At 63.2% G+C, this 19,044-nt stretch carries 22 protein-coding genes; 8 read left to right on the top strand and 14 right to left on the bottom strand.

Annotated elements, in window-relative coordinates; all coding sequences use genetic code 11:
• Complete coding sequence (locus ACHIRB_RS02430) at positions 1-753, bottom strand: isocitrate lyase/PEP mutase family protein (RefSeq protein ID WP_395123869.1); 753 nt, start codon at positions 751-753, stop codon at positions 1-3.
• A gap of 47 nt (positions 754-800) precedes the next feature.
• Between ACHIRB_RS02430 and ACHIRB_RS02425 the strand changes: the two genes are divergently transcribed.
• Entirely contained in the window at positions 801-2,036 is a 1,236-nt protein-coding gene (locus ACHIRB_RS02425) for a hypothetical protein (protein WP_395123870.1), read from the top strand.
• On the opposite strand, the gene ACHIRB_RS02420 is transcribed toward ACHIRB_RS02425, so the two are convergent.
• The 5 genes from ACHIRB_RS02420 to ACHIRB_RS02400 form a co-directional block, all read right to left on the bottom strand.
• Positions 2,037-2,453, bottom strand: a complete 417-nt coding sequence (locus ACHIRB_RS02420; protein WP_395123871.1) for a GNAT family N-acetyltransferase — start codon at positions 2,451-2,453, stop codon at positions 2,037-2,039.
• Positions 2,454-2,528: 75 nt separating this feature from the next.
• Positions 2,529-2,729, bottom strand: a complete 201-nt coding sequence (locus tag ACHIRB_RS02415) for a hypothetical protein (RefSeq protein WP_395123872.1) — start codon at positions 2,727-2,729, stop codon at positions 2,529-2,531.
• Positions 2,726-3,298, bottom strand: a complete 573-nt coding sequence (locus ACHIRB_RS02410; RefSeq protein ID WP_395123873.1) for an ASCH domain-containing protein — start codon at positions 3,296-3,298, stop codon at positions 2,726-2,728. The genes ACHIRB_RS02415 and ACHIRB_RS02410 overlap by 4 nt, the downstream gene beginning before the upstream one ends.
• A 27-nt stretch (positions 3,299-3,325) precedes the next feature.
• The gene (locus ACHIRB_RS02405) at positions 3,326-4,723 is read right to left on the bottom strand and encodes an HNH endonuclease signature motif containing protein (RefSeq protein WP_395123874.1); all 1,398 of its coding nucleotides are present in this window, start codon (positions 4,721-4,723) and stop codon (positions 3,326-3,328) included.
• A 134-nt stretch (positions 4,724-4,857) separates the two neighbouring features.
• Positions 4,858-5,265: an NUDIX hydrolase gene (locus ACHIRB_RS02400; RefSeq protein ID WP_199704368.1), complete on the bottom strand. Its 408-nt coding sequence runs from the start codon at positions 5,263-5,265 to the stop codon at positions 4,858-4,860.
• A 146-nt stretch (positions 5,266-5,411) separates the two neighbouring features.
• On the opposite strand from ACHIRB_RS02400, the gene ACHIRB_RS02395 reads away from it, so the two are divergent.
• Genes ACHIRB_RS02395 through mnhG form a run of 6 tightly spaced genes read left to right on the top strand, consistent with a single transcriptional unit; the run spans position 5,412 to position 11,499 of the window.
• Positions 5,412-8,228: a Na+/H+ antiporter subunit A gene (locus tag ACHIRB_RS02395; protein ID WP_395127593.1), complete on the top strand. Its 2,817-nt coding sequence runs from the start codon at positions 5,412-5,414 to the stop codon at positions 8,226-8,228.
• Positions 8,225-8,752 (top strand): Na(+)/H(+) antiporter subunit C, encoded by a 528-nt coding sequence (locus tag ACHIRB_RS02390; protein ID WP_395123876.1) that lies wholly within the window; start codon positions 8,225-8,227, stop codon positions 8,750-8,752. Before ACHIRB_RS02395 ends, ACHIRB_RS02390 begins: the two co-directional genes overlap by 4 nt.
• Complete coding sequence (locus ACHIRB_RS02385) at positions 8,749-10,365, top strand: Na+/H+ antiporter subunit D (RefSeq protein ID WP_395123877.1); 1,617 nt, start codon at positions 8,749-8,751, stop codon at positions 10,363-10,365. Before ACHIRB_RS02390 ends, ACHIRB_RS02385 begins: the two co-directional genes overlap by 4 nt.
• Positions 10,362-10,895, top strand: coding sequence for a Na+/H+ antiporter subunit E (locus ACHIRB_RS02380; protein WP_395123878.1), 534 nt, complete (start codon positions 10,362-10,364; stop codon positions 10,893-10,895). Before ACHIRB_RS02385 ends, ACHIRB_RS02380 begins: the two co-directional genes overlap by 4 nt.
• A complete protein-coding gene (locus ACHIRB_RS02375; protein WP_395123879.1) occupies positions 10,892-11,152 on the top strand; it encodes a monovalent cation/H+ antiporter complex subunit F in 261 nt (86 codons plus the stop codon). The genes ACHIRB_RS02380 and ACHIRB_RS02375 overlap by 4 nt, the downstream gene beginning before the upstream one ends.
• A complete protein-coding gene (gene mnhG, locus ACHIRB_RS02370; RefSeq protein ID WP_395113862.1) occupies positions 11,149-11,499 on the top strand; it encodes a monovalent cation/H(+) antiporter subunit G in 351 nt (116 codons plus the stop codon). The genes ACHIRB_RS02375 and mnhG overlap by 4 nt, the downstream gene beginning before the upstream one ends.
• A gap of 1 nt (position 11,500) precedes the next feature.
• Here the strand turns inward: mnhG and ACHIRB_RS02365 are convergent, their stop codons facing one another.
• Together ACHIRB_RS02365 and ACHIRB_RS02360 are read right to left on the bottom strand one after the other, a co-directional pair.
• The gene (locus ACHIRB_RS02365) at positions 11,501-12,097 is read right to left on the bottom strand and encodes a dihydrofolate reductase family protein (protein WP_395123880.1); all 597 of its coding nucleotides are present in this window, start codon (positions 12,095-12,097) and stop codon (positions 11,501-11,503) included.
• A gap of 174 nt (positions 12,098-12,271) precedes the next feature.
• Entirely contained in the window at positions 12,272-12,658 is a 387-nt protein-coding gene (locus ACHIRB_RS02360; RefSeq protein WP_395123881.1) for a PPOX class F420-dependent oxidoreductase, read from the bottom strand.
• An 88-nt stretch (positions 12,659-12,746) separates the two neighbouring features.
• On the opposite strand from ACHIRB_RS02360, the gene ACHIRB_RS02355 reads away from it, so the two are divergent.
• Positions 12,747-13,214 (top strand): winged helix-turn-helix transcriptional regulator, encoded by a 468-nt coding sequence (locus tag ACHIRB_RS02355; RefSeq protein ID WP_395123882.1) that lies wholly within the window; start codon positions 12,747-12,749, stop codon positions 13,212-13,214.
• Here the strand turns inward: ACHIRB_RS02355 and ACHIRB_RS02350 are convergent.
• The 6 genes from ACHIRB_RS02350 to ACHIRB_RS02325 form a co-directional block, all read right to left on the bottom strand.
• The gene (locus ACHIRB_RS02350; protein ID WP_395123939.1) at positions 13,211-14,467 is read right to left on the bottom strand and encodes a phosphatase PAP2 family protein; all 1,257 of its coding nucleotides are present in this window, start codon (positions 14,465-14,467) and stop codon (positions 13,211-13,213) included. The genes ACHIRB_RS02355 and ACHIRB_RS02350 overlap by 4 nt on opposite strands.
• Positions 14,468-14,610: 143 nt before the next feature.
• A complete protein-coding gene (locus ACHIRB_RS02345) occupies positions 14,611-15,954 on the bottom strand; it encodes a phosphatase PAP2 family protein (protein ID WP_395123883.1) in 1,344 nt (447 codons plus the stop codon).
• An 88-nt stretch (positions 15,955-16,042) separates the two neighbouring features.
• Complete coding sequence (locus ACHIRB_RS02340) at positions 16,043-17,182, bottom strand: glutamate--cysteine ligase (RefSeq protein WP_199704358.1); 1,140 nt, start codon at positions 17,180-17,182, stop codon at positions 16,043-16,045.
• Between the two features lie 5 nt (positions 17,183-17,187).
• On the bottom strand, positions 17,188-17,886 hold the full coding sequence (sodC, locus tag ACHIRB_RS02335) for a superoxide dismutase[Cu-Zn] (RefSeq protein WP_395123884.1): 699 nt from the start codon (positions 17,884-17,886) through the stop codon (positions 17,188-17,190).
• Between the two features lie 163 nt (positions 17,887-18,049).
• Positions 18,050-18,622: a LytR C-terminal domain-containing protein gene (locus ACHIRB_RS02330; protein WP_395123885.1), complete on the bottom strand. Its 573-nt coding sequence runs from the start codon at positions 18,620-18,622 to the stop codon at positions 18,050-18,052.
• A gap of 63 nt (positions 18,623-18,685) precedes the next feature.
• The gene (locus ACHIRB_RS02325; protein ID WP_199704356.1) at positions 18,686-19,015 is read right to left on the bottom strand and encodes a DUF3263 domain-containing protein; all 330 of its coding nucleotides are present in this window, start codon (positions 19,013-19,015) and stop codon (positions 18,686-18,688) included.
• Positions 19,016-19,044: the final 29 nt, after the last annotated feature.

The following is a 19,044-nucleotide window of genomic DNA, read 5'->3' as shown; positions in this document are numbered from 1 at the left end:
TCACTTCCAGCGCTCGAACAGTGTGTTCGCCTGTTCCGCAAGGGCCATCTGCAGGAGCGGGCCGAAACTGACTCGCGCGACGCCCTGATCGGCCAGTTCAGCTTTGACACTCTTGCCTGGTAGGCCGATCATGTTCACCGGCAACGGCAGTTCGGAGGTCAGCCTGCGCTGTGAGGCGTCGTCGTGCAGCCCGACCGGATAGAGAACGTCCGCACCTGCTTCGGCGCACAACTTCAGGCGGGCGATCGCCTGATCGATGCGGGTCGACTCGTCGCCGTGCTTCTTGAGGATGTAGTCGGTCCGCGCGTTGATGACAACGTGGACGCCGGCGGCGCCTGTGACGTCACGCAACTTGCCGACGAGGTCGGCATGCTCCTGGGGCTCACGCAACCGACCGCCTTCGCTGTGGACCGTGTCCTCGATGTTGAACCCGACCGCTCCCACGTCGAGCAGTCCCTCGATCAGTTGTGTCGGCTCCAGACCGTAGCCCGATTCGATGTCGACCGAGACCGGCAGCGAGACGGCGTCGGTGATCTGCCGGACGCGGGTGAGCAACTCGGCGAAGGTCATGCCCTCGTTGTCGGCGCGGCCGATCGAGTCCGCAACGGGATGACTGCCGACCGTGAGACCGGCAAATCCTGCTGCGGCAGCCAGGTTGGCCGACCAGGCGTCCCACACGGTCGGCAGGATCACCGGATCGCCCGGCTTGTGCAGTTGGAGGAATGACGTTGCCTTGTCGCTGAGAGAGGTCATGATCACGATCATTCCTCGAGTGCCCGTGTGGGGCGTATGTTCGCGCAATGCAGACCTCGCGGACGGCGGCAGCCACGGTATCCGCCGGTGCTGTCATCGAGACAGCGGCATCCTTCGCCGTCGCGATCACGGCGGCGTCGATGCTGGTCGCTCCGAGGGCGTTGCTCGATCATGAGGACCGCGTCGTCCAGGTCCTCACGTCGGAACTGATCACCGACAATCCGCACGTCAACTCCGCTGGCATCGCGCTCGGTGCGATTGCCGCAGTCGTCGCGGGTGCTGCACTGCGTGGTTCCCGTGCGGCGTGGTGGGTCGCTGCCGGTGCCCTACTCGTTTCGGGATTGGCTGCCGGCACCACCACCACTGTGATCACCATTGTCGGAGCAGTCGCAGCCGGTATTGCGCTCGGCGCCGCCGCGGCAGCAGCATGGCGACGAGCGTCGGGTATGCCTGCGATCGCGCTCGTCACAGGTTTCGCCGGTTCCGCATTGTTGAAAGACTGCTACCTGCAAGACGATTCGCGACCGTGGGCGTCGTACACCCCGTCTGCGACAAGTCCGACCGACCCGTCAGCGCCGGTGTGGTTGTTCGTCGTCGCTGTGGCCCTCGCCGCGATAACCGCGCTTATGGCGACCTCGGCCGCCGTTACCGAGACTCGCGCTCCGCTGCGGCTGTCGTTCGTCTCGGTCACAGCAACGGTCACGCTGCTTGCCGCGCAGGTGTTCGTCGGGGACCAGATCCTGAAGGGAACGATCGGAAGCTACGCCGCCCTGGCTGTTCTGTTCGTCGTCGTCCTCGGTTGCGCGGTGCTCGTCGGCAGGATCGACGGTCCGTGGTCGGGGACGTTTTTGATCGTCATGGCGGCAGTGACAGCCGCGGGGTACGCGACCGCAGGCGAGAAGTACACGTCGTCGGCAACATTGCTGCTCGTCCCGTTGCTGTGCCTCGGTGCCGGCATCGCCGTCGGTGTGATCTTTCGGCACCGTCCATTGCGTGTGATCATTGCGCTCGCTCTCATCCCGATCGCTCTCGCGCTGCCGCAGTTGTTCGCACTGACCGGGGTCGCGGTGCTCGGCGGCTTCGCCCTCGGCGTCTGCCTCCCCGGAGCAGGTCCGCTCGCGGCTGTAGTCGCGCTGACGATCCCAGCCACTGCCGCGGCATTTGCATCCATCGCCGACGCGGAAGCACAAGGAAGTCCACGTATCGCGCTCGCGGGGGTTGTGGTCGCCTGCGCAATCGGAACCGTTGCGGTGGGTTGGTTCTCGCGCGCGACGAAGGAATGATCAGGGAGCGCGGCGAACCTGAAAACGTTCGACGCCCGGATATATCTCGCCGAGCGATCGCACCGTAAAACCGTTCGCACGGTAGAACGCCACGCCTTCCTGGTCTGTCTCTGCGACAATCGGCAGCGTCGGCTCGACCGACCTGACGTAGTCGACCAAAGCCGTGCCGATACCGCGTCTACGCTCCGTTTGCCGCGTTGCAATGTGCACAAGAACGATGTCGTTGTCGACAATTCTGAATCCCGCAATGCCGACGAGCGCACCATCCACTGTCGCGCCGACGAGGCTCGTTCGTCCCGATCGGTACTGCTCGAGCGCGGCAGCAAGACGCGCGCTCTCTCCGCCGACAGCAAGGTGCAGAAGCGCAGACACATCGGCCGAATCCACAGTGGTTGGCAAGATCAGCAGACCGCCCACACGATCATGATATGAGCCTCTAGTGGCTGATAGCGTTCCGCAATTATGCAGGCAGCACCGGCCGTCTAGCGCCAACTACTGATTGCGTTGACGACGGATTTGATGCTCGAGCATCAGGGCGAATGCCACAAGCAGCACGAATGCAATCAAGACGATCAGCGGTAGATGTCCGTCGCCAGCCACGAACAAGGCTCCGCCTGCCACCACCAGCAGGGACATCATCAACACCGAAATCTGTAGCTGCCGCATGAGAACTCCAAATCGGTCGAGAATCACGCGGTCTCAGAGTCGAGGAATGCCTTCCCACGCGGACTCAGTCGATACCCGACGGGCAGGCTTTCGGTGAGACCCAGATTTTTCAGCCGTCGGACCCGAAGCTTGAACGGTGCTGTTTCCATTCCGACTTGCGCGGCAAGCACTCGCGCGACAACGTCCGGATTGGCTTCGATGAGCCGCAGATATTCCCTCGTCCACGACTGCTGAGCATCCATGCGCGCCAACCGCTTTCGCAGGTCCTCGACGTCGTCTGCGGTGAGACTCACATCCGCACGCAACGCATGACGCGGATCGGGACCGCCGTACCGGACGCCCACGCGATACAGCTGTCCGCCACTGCGCGATTGCTTGTCGATGATCTTGTTCAGCGCCGCCGCATCGGTGAAGCCGGCTGCTTCCGCCTCGGTGTCGGAGATCGAATCCACCTGCTCGACCGACACGATCTCGACCACCCCGAGCGCATTGGTGATCGTCGAACCAACCTTGACACGCGGTCGATCCCAACGCCGGAACGCAAGCGTCACTCGACCCGCGGCAATGCCTTCGAGGGCAGCCGGTGTGAAAAGCATGCGTCAGTATCGCAGGACGCCGACCTGTCAGACGAGGTCCCAGTATTCGTGGGGATGGAAATAGTGATTGATTCGCGGTTTTCGGGTCGGGTCGATATGTTTCGGCGGAACCCACAGAATCCGGCCGGGATATTTGTGATCGGGTCCGGCGACGATGGTGTGCCAGTCGGTGTCTTTCACCCCGGCCAACCGATGATGCGAATCACACACCAGCGCAAGCTGATCCACATCGGTCAGGCCGAGTTCGGCCACCCATTCCCGGCAATGGTGGCACTGACAGCAATTGGCTGGTCGCCAACACGCCGGGAAGGTGCAGCCTTTGTCCCGGGCGTAGCAGACCAAGCGTTGATCACCCTGCGCGATCCGTTTCGATCTGCCGAGATAGATGGGACGGCCATCATCGTCGAACAACGCCAGGTAGTGATGGGCATGAGCCGCCATCCTGACGACATCGCGGATCGGAAGCAACGATCCACCACCGGTGATGGCCTGTCTGGTGGCGTCCTCTAGCTCTTTGACGGTCATGGTCGCCACGACGGTGACGGGGAGTCCACGGTGTTGGCCGAGGGTGCCGGAGGCGAGCGCGTCGCGTAGCACCATTTTCAACCCGTCGTGTTGGCGTTGCCCGACCGACCGCGTGTCGCGTTGGGCGACCTCGTCTGCGGGTTCGGTGTCGACGGTGGAGTCGGTATCTGCCGGGTTCCCGACGCCTGGTTTGGCGTATTTCGCGAACAGCGCTTCGAGGTAGGCGCGGAGTTCGGGGTCGACGCAGAAACTCCCCTTTGTCATCAGGTCGGTGCCTTGTTTGCCGAGGGTGAAGCTGCGTTTGCGTTCGCGGTCGACCTCGGGTGCATCACCGTCGGGGTTGAGGTAGGCCAGGATCCGGTTGCCTGCGCGGCGGAGTTGGTCGGGCCGCAGAATCCGGGCTTGCTCGGCAAGTTTGGCTTCGGCTTGTTCGCGGGTCTCGGCGTCGACGTAGCTGGGGACCTGGGCGAAAAATTCGCGGATCACGGTGATATGCCCGCGGCCGATCGCTCCGTCGGCGTGGGCTGCGGCGGTGTTCGGGTAGACCGGGTCGAGAGGTGCACCGGAGAATCCGGTGCGCGGGCCGAGGTCTTCGGCGATGCGGCGGCGTGCTTTGGCTTCGCTCGGATAGATGCGGAGAGTGTCGGCGAGGACGTCGGCGAGGCGGTAGTCGCCGAGTTCGCCGGGGATCCATTGTTCCTGCATTTTGGCGATCAGGGTGGTTTGGAAACCGGCGGTGGTCCGTGACCCGGTTTCGAAGCGGTGGACGAGGTCGATGCAGTCGGGGTTCTTCGACAGTTCGTCGAATCCGGCGTCGCGGAGGGCTTGGATTCCGGCTTCGTAGACCCGCATTGCTGCTTCCACCCGGGTGGTGGGTTGCGATGTCGGGTTCGAAAGCATGTGCTAATCGTAGCGGCACCCACCGACACACTTTCGACGCAAAGTCCCTGCACAACACCACAATTCCACCCACTACTCGTGAGTCTTTTCGGAGGGCGGAACCACCGAAAAGACTCACGAGGCGCGGAGCGCCCTCAGTCCACCAATCCCATTGCCTGCAGGCGACGGAACACCAACATCGAGCCAGGGGCCACGTGGGGCATCGCCGCGTATTCGGCGACGGTGAAATACCGCAATTCCGCGATTTCGCTTGTCGGAGCCGGCTCGTCGACCAAGTCAGCGAGGAAACACGTCATGTGCAAATGCGTCCCGGCCGGGTGACCGAAAGCTTCGGCCTCGAACACACCCAACTCCGAGACGCTGGCGGGGACCAACGCCGACCCCAGCTCCTCGCGGATCTCGCGGTGCAGAGCGTCTTCGGCACTTTCGCCTGCGTCGATTTTGCCGCCGGCCATGTAGAACGCTTCCTTGTCCACCGACCGCGTTTGCAGCAGCCGACGGTCGCGCACATAGGCGAGGGCAGCGGTCCGAATCTCGGGCACGGGCGAAAGGTTACTAGGATGGGGTCAAGGTCGCGCCCCCTCGGACGCGCCTTCGACCAAACCTTCCGTTCTCGTTCCCCACCCCGCCGCCCGACACCCCGCCGCCCGACCGACTTCGGTTCCGGCCAGACCGACGGAGTGATAGCTTGCTCGCGATTTTGCTCGCCCACGTGGTTGCTGCGCTTATGGCACCGGTGTGCGTGCGATATCTCGGACGCAACGGGTTCCTGGTTCTCGCGCTGGTTCCCCTTGCCTGTCTCGGCTGGGTGATCGGCAACTGGAATTCCGACGCGACCACCCATGTGACGTGGGCGCCTGGTCTTTCGATGAACATCGACCTGCGCTTCGATGCCCTCGCGGCGATCATGTCGGCGATCATTCTCGGAATCGGCAGCCTGATACTCGTCTATTGCTCGCGCTATTTCGAAGACGACGAACCTCGGCTCGGCGTCTTCGCGGCAGAGATGGTGGCCTTCGCCGGGGCGATGTTCGGCCTCGTGACCAGCGACAACCTTCTGGTCATGTACGTCTTCTGGGAACTGACAACCGTGCTGTCGTTCCTACTCGTCGGCCACTACGCGGAACGCGCATCGAGCCGTCGAGCGGCGACGCAGGCGTTGCTCGTCACCACGGCAGGCGGTCTGGCGATGCTTGTCGGCATCATCGTCATCGGCCAATCGAACGGGACGTATCTGCTGTCGGAGTTGATCGCAGCACCGCCGACGGGTTGGTTGTCGCAAGTCGCAATCGTGCTGATCTTGATCGGCGCGTTGAGCAAATCGGCGGTCGTACCCATGCACTTCTGGCTGCCAGGGGCAATGGCAGCACCGACGCCGGTCAGTGCATATCTGCACGCGGCCGCAATGGTGAAGGCAGGCATCTACCTCGTTGCTCGCCTCGCGCCCGGCTTCGCCGATACAACCGCGTGGAAAGTCACGATCATCCCGCTCGGTATCGCGTCGATGCTGATCGCAGGCTGGCGTGCACTGCAGGAGTACGACCTCAAGCTGATCCTCGCCTTCGGCACGGTTAGTCAACTCGGACTGCTGATCATTCTGGTCGGGATCGGTAGCCCGGACGCAGCACTCGCCGGCATGACGATGCTGGTCGCGCACGCCTTCTTCAAGGCGACGCTGTTTATGGTCGTCGGCATCATCGACCACTCGACGGGTACTCGCGACATCAGAAAACTGGCGCATCTGGGTCGCCGGGTTCCCACGCTCGCCGTCATCGCGGCGCTGGCCGCGCTGAGCATGTCCGGGCTACCGCCGCTGCTCGGGTTCATCGGGAAGGAAGCCGCCTTCACGGCCATCTCGACGACGCCGACACTGGACACCGGCGTAAGAACCGTTGTTCTCGTCGCAGTCGTGGTGGGAGCGATCCTCACCTTGGCCTACAGCCTGCGGTTCGTCTGGGACGCGTTCGCAGGTAAGCAACGAACCGAGCCGAGCAACGCGGTTGCGAAACTGCATCCACCCGGACCGCTGTTGTTGGCAGCCCCTGCCATTCTTGCCGTCGCAGGTCTCGTCGTCGGAATCGCTCCGGCCGGCCTCGGCACACTGTTGGAGCGCTACTCCCGAACACTGCCGGGAACCGGCGACTACTACCTCGCACTGTGGCACGGTTTCGGGCTGGCACTCGGCTTGACCGCAATCGTTGTCGTCGCTGGTGTCGCCCTCTACCTACGCCACGACCTCATCACGCGGCTCAAACCCGCGCGTCGAGTTTTCGGCAACGCCGACCGTGCCTACGACGCGACGCTGCGCTTCATGGACCGGACGTCGATGCGGATGACGGGCACGACCCAGCGTGGTTCGCTTCCGGTCACGCAGGCAACCATCCTCGCCACACTCGTGTTGCTACCGGTCGTCTTCCTCGCGTTGGGCACGCGGTCGGGTGTCGAACTGCGACTGTGGGATTCGCCGTTGCAGATCGTCGTCGGCGCGATGATGATTGCCGCGGCCCTCGGTGCGACCGTCATGCGGAACCGGTTGGCGAGCGTTCTTCTTGTCGGCATGGTCGGCTACGGCTGCGGTGTGGTCTTCGCGCTGCACGGCGCTCCCGACTTGGCCCTTACCCAATTTCTCGTCGAGACCCTGACACTGGTCATCTTCGTGCTCGTCCTCCGCAAGCTCCCCGCCGAGGTCGACGACCGTGGCGCTGCGGCGTTCAACATCCCGCGCGCGCTACTCGCGGTCGCTGTCGGCGCGACGATCGCTGCCTTCGCGACGAGCGCTCGCAGGGCAACGCCGATTGCCCTCGACCTTCCCGACGCCGCCTACAACATCGGCAACGGCAAAAACGTGGTCAACGTTCTACTGGTCGACATTCGCGCGTGGGACACCCTCGGCGAAATCTCGGTGCTCCTCGTCGCCGCTACCGGCGTCGCATCGCTGGTCTTCCGCAGCAGGAGATTCGGCGCCGCACCAAGGGTTTCCGACGCTCCCGCCGAACATCTCGGCATGCTCGGCGACCAGACGACGTGGTTGCGCGGCGGCGACCTCGTTCACCCGCGGCATCGCTCACTCGTCCTCGAGATCACGACCCGACTCGTCTTCCCGACCATGATGGTGCTGTCGATCTACTTCTTCTTCTCCGGCCACAATGCACCGGGCGGCGGGTTCGCAGGTGGTCTCACAGCGGGGCTTGCCCTCGTTCTCCGTTACCTTGCCGGCGGTCGGTACGAACTCGGCGAAGCGCTGCCGGTCGACGCAGGCCAGATCCTCGGCGTCGGCCTGATCTTCTCGGCAGGCACGGCAGTCGTATCGATGCTGCTCGGCGCACCCGTCCTGTCCTCGGCCACGCTCGAGGTGACGCTGCCGCTCATCGGCGACATCAAACTCGTCACGTCGTTGTTCTTCGACCTCGGTGTCTACCTGATCGTGGTCGGCTTGGTACTCGACGTGCTGCGCAGTCTCGGCGCTCGCCTCGATTCGGCAGCGGAGTCGGTGACCACTCGATGAGCGCGAATCTCGGTCTACTCATCGTCATCGGTGTGCTGTCCGCATGCGGCGTCTATCTGATCCTCGAGCGGAGCATCACCAAGATGCTGCTCGGCATCGTGCTCTTCGGCAACGCTGTCAACCTGCTGATCCTCACAGCAGGCGGACCCGACGGCGCGCCCCCGATCGTCGGTCGAACCAGGAACGCAGCCGAGTCGACGGCGGACCCGCTTGCCCAGGCCATGATCCTCACCGCTCTTGTCATCACGATGGGCCTGGCCGCGTTCGTCATGGCACTCGGCTACCGGTCCTACACCTTGACGACGAAGGACCGCGTCGAGAACGACCCCGAGGACCTGCGCGTCATCCAGACCCGTCGCTCGCGCGCCGATGCTCCCGACCAAGACCGTTCCGACGATCCCGTCACCGGTGAGCCGAGCCTGTCCGGCGACGCCTTCGACGCGAAAGGTAGCCCGATCCCCCTCGACCAACTGCCCGATCACGATCTCGTCGACGAAGACACCGCCGAGGACGATCGACGATGACACTCGATCCTGCCCTGGTCGGAACCCTCGCACCTCTGCCGGTGCTGATCCCGTTGCTTGCCGCATCGGTGACTCTCGTACTCGGCCGACGACCACGCACTCAGCGTTTCACCGCCGTCCTTGCCTTGAGCGCCGCCCTCGCCGTTTCGATCGTGCTGCTCTACCTCGCCGACCGCGACGGTACGACCGCGATCCAGGTCGGCGGCTGGGATTCGCCGATCGGTATCACCCTCGTCGTCGACCGCTTGTCGGCAACGATGCTCGTCGTCTCGTCGATCGTGCTCCTTGCCGTCATCGTCTATGCCGTCGGACAGGGCATCCGCGACGGCACCGATCAACAGCCGACATCGATCTTCGCACCGACGTATCTCGTACTGTCCGCAGGTATTTCGAACGCGTTCCTCGCGGGCGACCTGTTCAACCTGTTCGTCGGCTTCGAAATCCTGCTCGCGGCCTCGTTCGTCCTTCTGACGCTCGGCGCAAGCGGTGACAGGGTGCGCGCAGGCGTCGGCTACGTCATGGTGTCGATGGTGTCGTCGCTGATCTTCCTTGTCGGCATCGCGTTCGCGTACGCGGCAACCGGAACGCTCAATCTGGCGCAACTCGCAGCCCGACTCGACGACGTCCCGACCGGAACGCGAACCGCGATCTTCGCCGTGTTGCTCGTCGCGTTCGGCATCAAGGCCGCAGTGTTCCCGCTGTCCAACTGGTTGCCCGACTCGTACCCGACCGCCCCTGCACCCGTGACCGCGGTCTTCGCCGGTTTGCTGACCAAAGTCGGTGTGTACGCGATCATTCGAACGCATTCGCTGCTGTTCCCAGGGGGCGAACTCGACAACGTGCTGCTGGTTGCCGGACTGCTCACGATGCTTGTCGGCATCTTCGGCGCCATCGCCCAGAGCGACATCAAACGACTGCTCTCGTTCACCCTCGTCAGCCATATCGGCTACATGATGTTCGGCATCGCGCTCTCGACCGAAGCCGGTCTCGCCGGTGCCGTCTTCTACGTTGCGCACCACATTCTCGTACAGACGACACTGTTCCTCGTTGTCGGACTGATAGAGCGGCAAGCAGGGTCCTCGTCGTTGCGACGGCTCGGCGGTCTCGCAGCGGCGAGCCCACTTCTCGGCATCCTGTTCCTGATACCGGCTCTCAATCTCGGTGGCATCCCACCGTTTTCGGGGTTCATCGGCAAGGTCTTCCTGCTGCAGGCCGGTGCAAGCGAAGCAAGTTCGCTCGCGTGGATACTCGTTGCCGGCGGCACGGTGACAAGCCTGCTCACCCTCTACGTCATGGCCCGGGTGTGGACCAAGGCCTTCTGGCGTTCCCGCGCAGACGCGCCGGAAGGCGATCTCGCCGACAACGCGCCGTCCGCACTGATCGACGAATCCTTCGACGTCTCGTTCCACAAGCGGATGGACGTCGGCCGCATGCCGGTATTTATGATCATCCCGACCGTCGTGCTCGTCGGCATCGGGGTTGCGATGACGGTTTTCGCGGGACCGATCATCGGCATCAGTGACCGCGCGGCCAACGACCTGCAGGATCGCAGCATCTACATCGACGCTGTCCTCGGACCCGGCTGGACCGAAATGTCAGGAGCGAGAAAATGACTCGCACCGTCGGCGTGCAGACCTCCGTCATCGTGTGGCTCGCGATCGTCTACGTCTGGTTGTGGGGCGACATCAGCATCGGCAACATGCTCGCCGGACTACTCATCGGTGTCCTGATCACCGTCCTGTTGCCGCTGCCACGGGTGGGCGTCGCAGGTACCGCGCAACCTCTTCGAATCCTGCAGTTGCTCGCCGTCATCGTGTACTACGCACTCGAGTCAAGTGTTCAGGTCGCGTGGCTCGCACTCCGACCCGGTCCGGCGCCGATCACGGGGGTACTGCGTGTACGCCTGACGATCAAATCCGACCTGGTGCTCGTATTGTGTTGCGACGCACTCAACTTGATTCCGGGAACGATGGTGCTCGAGATCGACAAGGACCGAAGGTCCGTCTACGTCCACGTCCTCGATGTCGGCAGCGACGAAGCGGTCACCAAGTTCTATCGCTCGACTCGGCGACTGGAACGACTCTTCATCATGGCGTTCGAACCCGACGCCGACCGCCACCCGATCGCGGAGGTGGACCGATGAACATCGTCGACATCATCGCAGGAACCCTGTTGCTGGCAGCCGCGATTCTCACGTCCTACCGTGCGCTTGCCGGACCGAACACCCTCGACCGAATGATCGCGATCGACACCCTCATCGCCGTGTCGATGGCGGGTCTCGCGGTCTGGGCCGCCTACAGCGGCGATACGACGATCGTGCCTGCGATCGTCGCTCTGTCGCTTGTCGGCTTCCTCGGCTCGGCGAGCGTCACCCGATTCAGGGTGAGTGACGACGAATGAACGCCGTGCTCAACGTCATTGCCGCCACCGTCATCCTCGTCGGCGCCCTCCTCGCGCTGACGGCTGCGATCGGGATCGTCCGCTTCCCCGACACCCTGTCGCGGATGCACTCGGCGACCAAGCCTCAGGTCGTCGGACTGATCCTCGTGCTGATCGGGGCCGTGATTCGGTTGCGCGGCAACATCGACATCTGGATGCTGGTCCTCGTCGGGCTGTTCACGATCCTCACCGCACCCGTGATCGCGCACATGGTCGGTCGGGTTGCCTACCGCGAGCAGCGAGGTCGTGACGGTCTGTTGGCCGTCAACGAGATGGCCGACGACGAGCTCGATCAAGAGGACGACTGACTCAGTAGCGCACCTCGTAGGTCAGATGCGTGGCGCGATTGCCCTTTCGGATGGTCGGGTTCTCCAGTCGCACAGGCTTGTTGGCGAGATTCGCGAAATACGGTTTGCCGGATCCCAACAGGTAGGGCACCAGGTCGACGCTGATCACGTCGAGTAGTTGGGCATCGAGTGCCTGCTGCGCGATGGTCGTGCTGGCGATGACGACGTCCTTGTCGCCTGCGAGTTCCTTCGCTTTCGCGATCGCCGCCTCGATACCGTCCGTCACGAATGTGAACGGTGCATCCTGATGTGGCCATTCCTCGGCGGTCGGGACGTTGTGCGTCACAACGACTACGGGGACCCCGACAGGATGTGACCCACCCCAGCCCTGCGTCAGGTCGAACAGCGTCCGACCGGTGACCAGCGCTCCGATCCCTGCGACTACCTCCTCCATCCGCTCGGCGTCTTCTTCCGATTGGTTGAATGTGACGCCTTCGTTCGCGGTCTTCGTCTCGACCGGGCCCGACGCATACCACTCGAAGAGCTGGTCGACGCTACCGTCGGCATCCTCGATGAATCCATCCAGTGACATCGACATGTTGGAAAATACGCGTCCCATGGTTTCTACCTCTCGTAGGTGATCACCCGCCGTGAGCGATCTTCACCTACAGGTCGGAGACGGCACGTGGACTTCGACATCGGACCAGAAGAGATTTTCACGAGTGGGCTTTCGCTGCGGCATCGTTCGAGTGGAATTCACAGCCATTGCCCACTCGGCAAGCTCGGCGCCAACTCAGCCCATGCCGATGGACTGGTGGTCCGGCTCGATGAGAGCGGCAACCCGCACCTCGTCGCGAGGGTAGGTCTGGCCTGTGTACTTGAGCGAAATTCGGTCGACGATCGCCCAGCCTGCGTCACCCTCGACCCATTCCACGACCCTGCCTCGCACGATGACGGGCTCGAACGGGTTGTCGGGAGGCGTCAACGACAGAGCTACGCGTGGGTCACGCCGCAGGTTGCGCGCCTTTCGTGAACCGGGCCCTGTGAAGATGGCGATGTGATCACCCTCGGTGCCGATCCACACCGGAACCGAATGCGGTCCACCGTCGGGAAGGACGCTGGCGACGTGGGCGAGCGGATTTCCGTCGAGGACAAGCCGGATGTCGGGTTCGATGGTCATGACCATTCCTTTCGGGGTTCCTTCAGAAGACCCCACGACCGTAGCATTCAGAGTTCCCTAAAGGAACCCCAATTGCTAGACTGGATACATGCAACGCACGAACTTCCAGGACATGGCCTGCTCGATCGCCAGGACCCTCGACGTCGTCGGCGAACCCTGGTCACCACTGATCCTGCGAGACGTATGGGCAGGGTTCACCCGATTCGACGCGATCCAAACCGACCTCGGGATCTCGCGCAAAGTGTTGACCGAGCGGTTGAACCATCTCGTCGACAACGGCGTTCTCGACCGCCGACCCTACGACCGGCGGCCACGCTACGAATACGTGCTGACCGAGAAGGGGACCGAGCTCATCGACATGCTCATGGCCATGGCCAATTGGGGTGATCGGTGGCTTGCAGGCGACGCCGGTCCACCCGTGCTCTATCGCCATCACACCTGCGGTGAGATCGGCAGAGTGGATCAACGCTGCAGTCACTGCGGTGAGCCGATCCACGCGAACAACGTCGACCTGCTGCCAGGCCCCGGCGCCGCGCCGTCACCCACCCCGAACTAGCGAACCGCCAGTTCCACTTCCCGCTCGACCTCTACGCGGCCACCCCAGGCGGCCAGTGTCCCGCCGGGCCTCGCAAAGAAGGTCGCGTAGAACGCACAACCGAACGCCGCGACCGTACCGATGAGAAGGAAGCCACCGAGTTCCGGGTATTCGGCGAGTTGCACCGGCAGGTAGCGGAACGACAGCAACTGCGCCGCGAAGAGCAAGGTGCCGCCGGCCACGAGCCGGAAACGGAACCAACCCCAACCACGTTCGGGATCACGCAGTGCAGCCTCGACGGTCAGGCAAAGCACAGCGCCCGCCAAGAGATCGACGCCGTAGTGATAGCCGAATCCCAACGTCGCGACAAGCGTTCCGACGAGCCACACGGTGCCGAACAGCCGCACCCACCATGGACCCGATCGGGAATGGATGAACAGCGCGAGCGCCCACGCGGTGTGCATACTCGGCATGCAGTTGCGCGGTGTGAAGTCGTCGAACAGCATCGGCTGCGGCGTCAGGTCGAACGGCGGCTGACCGCCCGGCCAACTATCGGAAATCTGGAACCCGGCACCGTCCGCACCGAAGGCGAACACCGGACCGACAAGCGGGAAGATCAGGTAGAACACCGGCCCGATGATGGCCAGCACCATAAACGTGCGAACGAGATGATGCGTCGGCCACGCGAAGGGATTCCGACCGACGTGGCGCAACTGCCAGAAGGCGACCAGCATCGCAGCGATCGGCAGCTCGAAATAGATCCAGTCGATGAACGCCTGACCGACCGGCCCGAGTGCGTCCATCAGCCGCAACGCAGCCCACGACGGGTTACCGAGCGCGTGGTCGGCAAGTTGGGTGTATTCGTCGAGCACCATCGGCCGCGTGATCGCCGATATCTGCAGCCAGGTGACGGCGACCTTCGACGCGACGATCAAAAGTGCGCCGAACGCAACGCCGCGTAGCGCGCTGGCCTTCTCGGCACCCGTCCACCGCACAGCGGCAACGACGGCGATCGCCGTCAGCACGATCAGCGGACCGTTTCCGAACGTGAACACGCCGCCACGCAGGACGCGCTCGAGCATAAATACGAGGTCGATCCCGATCGCGGCAACAAGTGCGATGGCGCGTCTGCGATTGTCGAGACCGATCAACGCCAGACCGAAACCGGCCCACGGCACAGACACAGCCTTGGGTGTCGCGATGTAATCGCTGATCAGACTATGTATCGGGCCTTGAAATCCGAAATGCTCCGCGGCGAGTTGGACGCCGATCATCAGAGCCGCGCAGGTACCGATCAAGATCAAGACAAGCGTCAGCGACGCCTTCGAACCCGGGAACCCCCCCTTCGGGGCTTTGAACAGCACCCGAACATAGTAAACGGCAGATGAACAAAGACCGTATTCGTCGAGCGTCCGAGCTAAACGGTGTCTCTGTCCGATGTAGCTTCGACAGGACGCCGACCCCAGATTCCGAGAGTCGAGTCCGGTCTGGCGTAAAACGTTGCATAGAAAGCGACGACAGCCGCTGCCATGGTCGCAACCAGCAGCGGACCCGCAATTTGGGCGTATTGCGCCATCTGCACCGCGAGGTATCGAACCGCCCACATCAGCACGAGCATCAACACCGCGAAACTGACGACCAGTCGAATCCTGAACCAGCCCCAGCCTCGATCGGGGTCACGCAACGCGCTCTCCACGCAGAGAAAGAGGAACGCGCCCGCAAGCAGATCCACGCCGTAGTGATAGCCGAAACCCAGTGTCGCGGTGAGTGTTCCGACCAACCAGAAGGCACCGAGGTAGCGCAACCACCGAGGTCCGCCGCGGGAGTGCACGAAGATGGCGAGTGCCCAGGCCGTGTGCATACTCGGCATACAGTTGCGCGGCGTCTCGTCGTCGAAGGGGATCTCGACGGGGTTCACGTCGATTGTCGGCATGATGTGCGGCCAGATGTCGGAGACCTGATATCCGTTGCCCTCGGTCGAAAAGGCGTACACCGGACCGACGAGCGGGAAGACGAAGTAGAACAGGGGTCCGATCATCGCCATCACCAGGAAGGTCCGGACCAGATAGTGACTCGGCCAGTACTCCGGCCCGAGTCGAATGTTGCGGAGTTGCCAGAACGCCACAACCATGGTGGCAAGCGGTAACTCGTTGTAGACGACGTGGATGATGCCGTTGCCCACCGGTCCGAGAGCGTCGACGACCTGAAAGACCAGCCAGGACGGGTTGCCGAGCGCGTGGTCGGCCACCTTTGTGTATTCGTCGAGCACCATCGGTCGGGTCAACGCCGTCAGCGGCAGGAAGGTTGCCGCGACCTTCGCCGCAACGATGAGCAGAAAGCCCAGCGCGCAGGCGCGCAACGCAGCCACCCGCTCGTGATCCGACCAGCGCACGGCGGCATAAACAGTGAGCACCGTCAGCACGATCAGCGGTCCGCTGCCGAGGGCAAGCCGATTACCGATGATCAGACGAATACCGAGGACGACGATGTCGACGACGAGAGCCGCCGAAAGGGCAATGGTTCGGCGCCGATTGCTCAGCCCGACCATGGCGACTGCGAGACCAGCCCACGGCACCGACCACAGCGCGGGTGTCGCGCCGTATTCCCTGATCAGGCCCCAGATCGGACCGACAAGACCTTCTCGGGTCGCAGCGATCTGCAGACCGATCAGCAGGATGGTGCCGCAGACAAGCGCAGCGATCACCGCGACGGATGATCGCTCCTTGTGCACAGCTCCCCCATGCATGACCTTGTTCGACACCACGAAATAATAAGCGAGCGTTCACCGCTGATTCGCCGCGACGCAACCCACGCGCCACGCGACCGGCAGCCGGAACACCCCGATCACATCACGAATCGAGCTCCCGGACGAGTGAGTTCACCACAGCGACAAGATCGCCGTTCGCGTCGGCCGCGACCTGGCGTTGCCGCTGGTAGGACGCGCCGCGACGCGGGATTTCGGCAACTTTCGCCAGCTCGTCGGAACAACCCAACCGCACGGCCGTCGGGGCGAGACGCTCCAGCAGATCGTCGAGATCGGCAGTGATGAGCCTCTCGTTGCTGTCCGCATCGAGAATGATCTCGGCATCGAGCCCGTAACGGGCTGCCCGCCACTTGTTTTCCTGCACGTGCCACGGCGGAATACTCGGCAGCGTCTCGCCGTCTTCCAGCCGACGGTCGAGGTCGACGATCAGGCAATGAATCAGTGCAACCAGCGCCGCGAGTTCCGACCGAGTCGAGACGCCGTCGCAGACGCGGACCTCGATCGTGCCCCACTTCGGTGCAGGCCGGATATCCCAGTGCATACCGCCGAGCTGGTCGATCACACCGGTTTTGAGCTGGTCGTGAATGAACGACTCGAATTGCGACCAGTTCTCGAACTGGAACGGCAAACCGGCGGTCGGTAGCTGCTGAAACATCAAGGCGCGATTGCTCGCGTAGCCGGTGTCGGCGCCTGCCCACATCGGCGACGACGCGGACAACGCGAGCAGATGCGGGTATTGCAGCAGCAGCGAGTTGAGGATCGGAAAGACCTTCTCCCGATGCGACACTCCGACGTGCACGTGCACACCCCAGATGAGCATCTGACGTCCCCACCACTGGGTGCGCTCGATCAGCTCGTCGTAGTGCGGCGATCGCGTGAGCTGTTGAGTGGACCACTGCGCGAAAGGATGTGTGCCGGCGCAATACAAGTCGACACCGAGTGGGTCGGCTGCCCGGCGGACGACGTCCATCGTCGCGCCGAGTTCGCCGATAGCCTCACCGACCGTATTGTGCACGCCTGTGACCAACTCGACGGTGTTGCGCAGCAATTCCTTCGTGACCTGCTGCGTGCCGTCGTGTGCCCGCAATTCGCCTACCGCGTCGAAGACGTCCGAGGCGTTGTTGACGAGATCACGTGAGGTCTTGTCGACGAGCGCGATCTCCCATTCCACACCGAGTGTGGGTCGCGGAGACGCTGCGAACGGGACTTCGCGAACGCCTGACACTCGCTCTACCCGATGACGCCGCAGGCAACGCGAGTTCCCGCGTCACCGGTCTCGAGGGTCTCCTCGTCCGGTGCGGGCGCGTAACGCTCGGGGATGTTCGCGAAGTTGTCGGGGCCGGAGTGCACGATCACAGCTTTGCCATCGATGTCGTCGAGAGTGAAGGCGTCGGAGGTCGTCACGAGTTCGACGGAACCGTCATTGCGAACCTGTAGCGAGGTGAGGTCGCCCGTGGCGGGATGACCGGTCGCTCCGTCCTTCTGGAAGTGGCCGCCTGCGGAGTTGAAGTTGCCGACCTCGCCATCGGGAGCCGCGGAGTTCGGCTTGCACTCGGCACCCTGGTGGATGTGGAAACCGTGGAAACCGGGGGTCAAGCCAGTGGCGTTCACCGCGATCTCGACATACTCACCGTCCGCGGTGAAGGTGACGGTGCCGAGCTTCTTTCCGCTCGCGTCGGTCAGATCGGCGATCCGCGAAGTGCTCGAACTCGACGAAGAGCCTTCGGGGTTGTTGTTCTCCGTCGCGGACATGCCGCCCTCTTGAACCTCGGCACTCGGCGCAGCGGAGCTTGTGAACGGAGCCGGCGTCGTTCCCGGCTGGTCGCTCGCCACCTGGCCGTTGCTGCATGCGGCAAGGCCGAGTGCGGCGACAGCCGCAAGTGGCGCCGCAATACGCCAAGATGCACGAACAGGTGTGGACAAAGCCATTCGAACCGCTCCTCTACAGGTGGGCAAGCCAAGAGCATCTGGACATGGTGGAAATGGACATGATCCAAGTGGACTTGATCATAGACGTGGGAAAAGTGCGTCGGACCGAAAGGTGGTCGGGCCGCTCGTCGGCTTTCTGGTCACGGGTTGATCAGCTGGTGATTCAGCTGGTGATGATGACGATGACGCCGGCCGGTTCACCGACGATGTCGGCGAAGCGTGGCTGCGCGCTGACGCCGAGCTCTTTCGCTATCTCTTCGGCAGCTTCCTTTTCACCGGATGTCTTGCCGTAGTAGACGGTTGTGGTTGCAACGTCCGTGCGGCTGTAGTTCGCACTTTCGACATTCGTCCAGCCGCTACCGGTGAGCGTTGTCGCCGTCTTGGCGGCGAGACCTGTGACGTTGCTGTTGTTGAGGACCTGCACCGAGATCGCTTTGTCGACCGACCCCGCTGCTCGCGACGTCGAGGTCCCGGAGCTTGCCGACGTGGTGGTTTCGTCCGAAGACGATTCAGACGATGTATCGGTAGCCGACGAACCGGTCGTTGCCGCAGGCGGTGTGGCGTTGCCGACAGCCGCCGTGGTGGTTACCGAGGTGTTGTCGGCCGCGGCGTCGTCGTCGCCGGAATTACTCAGCGAAAGGGCTCCGAGACCGCCGAACACGATCGCCAGCGAGATGAGAACCATCGCAAGCGCACGAAGTGGTGGCCCACCGGAGGGCGGATTCGAGTTGCTCACTTCTCTGACACTAATCGACGGTCACGGTCGGTGACGGTGTTGCGCATCGCTCGGCCTACCGCGTCAGACCTCGAACCCGAGTCGACGAGCGGCACGAGCCTTCTGCCTACTTGCGCGCAGTCGACGCAGCCGTTTGACGAGCATCGGGTCGGCTGCAAGAGCCTCCGGACGGTCGACCAAGGTGTTGAGCACCTGGTAATAGCGCGTGGCCGACATGTCGAACAGCTCTTTGATCGCTTCTTCCTTGGCACCGGCGTATTTCCACCACTGGCGCTCGAAACTCAGAATGTCGTGTTCCCGTCGCGTGAGACCGTCTTCGCCGCGTTCTGTGGCGTTCGCCGAGTTTCCCGCTGCCCCAGGCTGATTCCGGCTGCGCGCTGCTGCGCTGTCCATCTCACTCCTTGATAATCACCGTCGCTCCG

The sequence above is a fragment of the Antrihabitans spumae genome (assembly GCF_043944905.1).
Classification (GTDB): Bacteria; Actinomycetota; Actinomycetes; order Mycobacteriales; family Mycobacteriaceae; genus Antrihabitans; species Antrihabitans spumae.
Note: the sequence above shows the minus strand (reverse complement) of the source record. Positions and strands in the feature narration are given on the sequence as shown.

Excerpts from the sequence above, each read along its gene's own strand:
- ACHIRB_RS02430 (WP_395123869.1), bottom strand. The coding sequence starts at position 753 with ATGACCTCTCTCAGCGACAAGGCAACGTCATTCCTCCAACTGCACAAG.
- ACHIRB_RS02425 (WP_395123870.1), top strand. The coding sequence starts at position 801 with ATGCAGACCTCGCGGACGGCGGCAGCCACGGTATCCGCCGGTGCTGTC.
- ACHIRB_RS02410 (WP_395123873.1), bottom strand. The coding sequence starts at position 3,298 with ATGCTTTTCACACCGGCTGCCCTCGAAGGCATTGCCGCGGGTCGAGTG.
- ACHIRB_RS02405 (WP_395123874.1), bottom strand. The coding sequence starts at position 4,723 with ATGCTTTCGAACCCGACATCGCAACCCACCACCCGGGTGGAAGCAGCA.
- ACHIRB_RS02390 (WP_395123876.1), top strand. The coding sequence starts at position 8,225 with ATGAGCGCGAATCTCGGTCTACTCATCGTCATCGGTGTGCTGTCCGCA.
- ACHIRB_RS02385 (WP_395123877.1), top strand. The coding sequence starts at position 8,749 with ATGACACTCGATCCTGCCCTGGTCGGAACCCTCGCACCTCTGCCGGTG.
- ACHIRB_RS02380 (WP_395123878.1), top strand. The coding sequence starts at position 10,362 with ATGACTCGCACCGTCGGCGTGCAGACCTCCGTCATCGTGTGGCTCGCG.
- ACHIRB_RS02375 (WP_395123879.1), top strand. The coding sequence starts at position 10,892 with ATGAACATCGTCGACATCATCGCAGGAACCCTGTTGCTGGCAGCCGCG.
- mnhG (WP_395113862.1), top strand. The coding sequence starts at position 11,149 with ATGAACGCCGTGCTCAACGTCATTGCCGCCACCGTCATCCTCGTCGGC.
- ACHIRB_RS02365 (WP_395123880.1), bottom strand. The coding sequence starts at position 12,097 with ATGGGACGCGTATTTTCCAACATGTCGATGTCACTGGATGGATTCATC.
- ACHIRB_RS02360 (WP_395123881.1), bottom strand. The coding sequence starts at position 12,658 with ATGACCATCGAACCCGACATCCGGCTTGTCCTCGACGGAAATCCGCTC.
- ACHIRB_RS02355 (WP_395123882.1), top strand. The coding sequence starts at position 12,747 with ATGCAACGCACGAACTTCCAGGACATGGCCTGCTCGATCGCCAGGACC.
- ACHIRB_RS02350 (WP_395123939.1), bottom strand. The coding sequence starts at position 14,467 with ATGATCGGCGTCCAACTCGCCGCGGAGCATTTCGGATTTCAAGGCCCG.
- sodC (WP_395123884.1), bottom strand. The coding sequence starts at position 17,886 with ATGGCTTTGTCCACACCTGTTCGTGCATCTTGGCGTATTGCGGCGCCA.
- ACHIRB_RS02325 (WP_199704356.1), bottom strand. The coding sequence starts at position 19,015 with ATGGACAGCGCAGCAGCGCGCAGCCGGAATCAGCCTGGGGCAGCGGGA.